The 2,031-nt window shown below is 75.7% G+C and carries 2 protein-coding genes and 1 pseudogene; 1 reads left to right on the top strand and 2 read right to left on the bottom strand.

Translation table 11 applies throughout. From position 1 onward, the window contains the following. Positions 1-341 precede the first annotated feature (341 nt). Positions 342-872: an AMIN-like domain-containing (lipo)protein gene (locus DVA66_RS19795; protein ID WP_114561511.1), complete on the top strand. Its 531-nt coding sequence runs from the start codon at positions 342-344 to the stop codon at positions 870-872. 25 nt (positions 873-897) lie between these two features. On the opposite strand, the gene DVA66_RS19790 is transcribed toward DVA66_RS19795, so the two are convergent. Continuing rightward, complete coding sequence (locus DVA66_RS19790; protein WP_114561510.1) at positions 898-1,545, bottom strand: SIS domain-containing protein; 648 nt, start codon at positions 1,543-1,545, stop codon at positions 898-900. Continuing rightward, positions 1,542-2,031, bottom strand: a pseudogene (locus tag DVA66_RS19785) (LD-carboxypeptidase); the annotation flags it as partial. The gene DVA66_RS19790 and the pseudogene DVA66_RS19785, both read right to left, overlap by 4 nt.

The following is a 2,031-nucleotide window of genomic DNA, read 5'->3' as shown; positions in this document are numbered from 1 at the left end:
GTGCCGAGCGCGCCGGTCAGGCCGAGCAGACCGCCGGCGCCGGCCAGGCCGAGGAAGCCGCGGCGACCCAGCCGGGCACCGGCGGGCTCGAGCGGGGTGGACGTCGCGGGGGCGGGGTCGGTGCTCACCCGCGGCACCCTGCCCAGCGCAGGTGACGACCGCCCGGGCCGCGGCGGACGACGGCACCAACGCCGGCTGTCACCGAGGTGAACGAGCCGGTGCGGGAGGGCGCCGCTCCGGGCTCAGCCTGTTCTTCGTCGTTGCTTCTGCCGTTCCCAGCCGCACCCGCGCCGGCACGGCCTAGCGTGATCTACGTCACATTCTATGCGGGGGTGGTTCGGATGGGGACGAGGACGCTGCGTCGGGTCGCAGCAGCAGGAGCGTGCGCGGTGGTGCTGGGGCTGGCCCCGGCGGGAGTCGCCATGGAGACGGCGGAGGCCGCGGGGTGCTCGGTCACCTGGGGCTCGCTGCCGGAGGTGGACCGCACCTTCACGCCCAACGACATCGAGGACGTGCGCACCGGGCGGCACGCCTGCTTCGACCGGCTGGTGCTCGACCTGGACCGCCGCGGCGTCGGCTACGACGTGCGCTACGGCACCGTCCACGCCCCGGGCAGCGGTTTCGTCGTCCCGCTGCGGGGGGCGGCCGACATCGAGGTCGACGTCGCCGCCTGGGGACGGTCGTTCCGGGTGGGTGACCTGGCGGACGTCAGCGGCTACGACACCTTCCGCCAGGTCCGCTTCGCCGGCACCTTCGAGGGACGAACGACCATCGGGCTCGGTGTGCGGGCGCGGCTGCCCATGCGGGTGTTCGAGCTGGACGGCCCGGGCACCGGCAGCCGGCTGGTGATCGACGTCGCGCACCGGTGGTGAGCCGCGGGTCGGGCCGCCGGCCCGGTCACTCCAGGTAGAGACCGAGCTCCGAGGCCAGCCGTTCGCGCTCGGCGAGCCGGCGGTTCGACCCCTTCGCGCTGGCGCTGGCCAGGGTGGCGAGCACGTCGATCACCAGGCTGACCACCACCGGGGAGACCTCCGGCGACTCCGGGTGGGCGCGGACGTCCGCGCTCAGCCCGGCGAACGGGTCACCCGAGCCGGTGTCGATGACGACCGCCTCGGCGGCGGAGGCCAGCAGCGGGTGGTCGGCGGCGTCGGTGATGACCAGCAGCGAGCCTCCGGCCCGGGCGAAGGGCAGCGCGTTGTCGACGGTGTAGCGGCGCCAGCGGCGCAGCGAGACCACGATGAGCACGTCGGTGTCGCGGACGTCGCTGAGGATGTCGAGGGGGCGCACGATGGTGCCGTCGACCAGGGTGACCTGGGCCAGCGCGGCGCTGAGCTTGGCCGCCAGCAGCGAGGCGTGGGTGAAGGAGGTCGCCGCCCCGAGCACGAACCGACGGCGGGCGCCGGTGATCCGGGCGGCCACCGCCTCCAGTGACGGGTCCTCTGCCAGCCAGTCCAGCCCGGCGGCCACGTCGCGCCGGTAGGCCTGCACGAGCCGCTGCTTGAGCAGCCGGGACGACCGCGGTGCCCGGACCGGTTCGGTGGTCACCGCAACCCGTCCCGGAGGTCCACCTCGAGCCGGGGGCGGTCGTCGGCCACCAGCCGGCCGGGGACGCCGAGCGGCAGGGTGTGCGCACCCGGGCCGTGGCCGAACCCCAGCTCCTCCACCAGCGGCACCCCGAGCGGTGCCAGCAGCTCCAGCGCCAGTGCGCGGATCTCGGCCAGCGGGCTGCAGGCGTACCAGCCGCCCAGCGCGATCCCGGCGACACCGGAGAACCAGCCGGCGCGCAGCAGCGCCTGCAGGTAGCCGTCGAGGCGGTAGGTCTCCTCGGTGACGTCCTCGAGCAGGACGACGCACCCGGTGTGGTCGGGGACGGCGCGCCCGCGGGCGCCCAGCGTCATCGCGAGCAGGCTGAGGTTGCCGCCGACCAGCCGGCCCTCGGCCACCCCGGGCACCAGCGTCGCCGCGGCCGGGGACGTCCAGGTGCGCGGGCCGGCGGGGCCGAGCACCGCCCGGCGCAGGTCGGCGGTGGCC

Origin of the sequence: Desertihabitans aurantiacus (assembly GCF_003344635.1) — a bacterium.
GTDB classification, from domain to species: Bacteria; Actinomycetota; Actinomycetes; order Propionibacteriales; family Propionibacteriaceae; genus Desertihabitans; species Desertihabitans aurantiacus.
This window is presented reverse-complemented; position numbering and strand designations above follow the sequence as displayed.

Coding starts and splice junctions, on each gene's coding strand:
- DVA66_RS19795 (WP_114561511.1), top strand. CDS start 342: ATGGGGACGAGGACGCTGCGTCGGGTCGCAGCAGCAGGAGCGTGCGCG.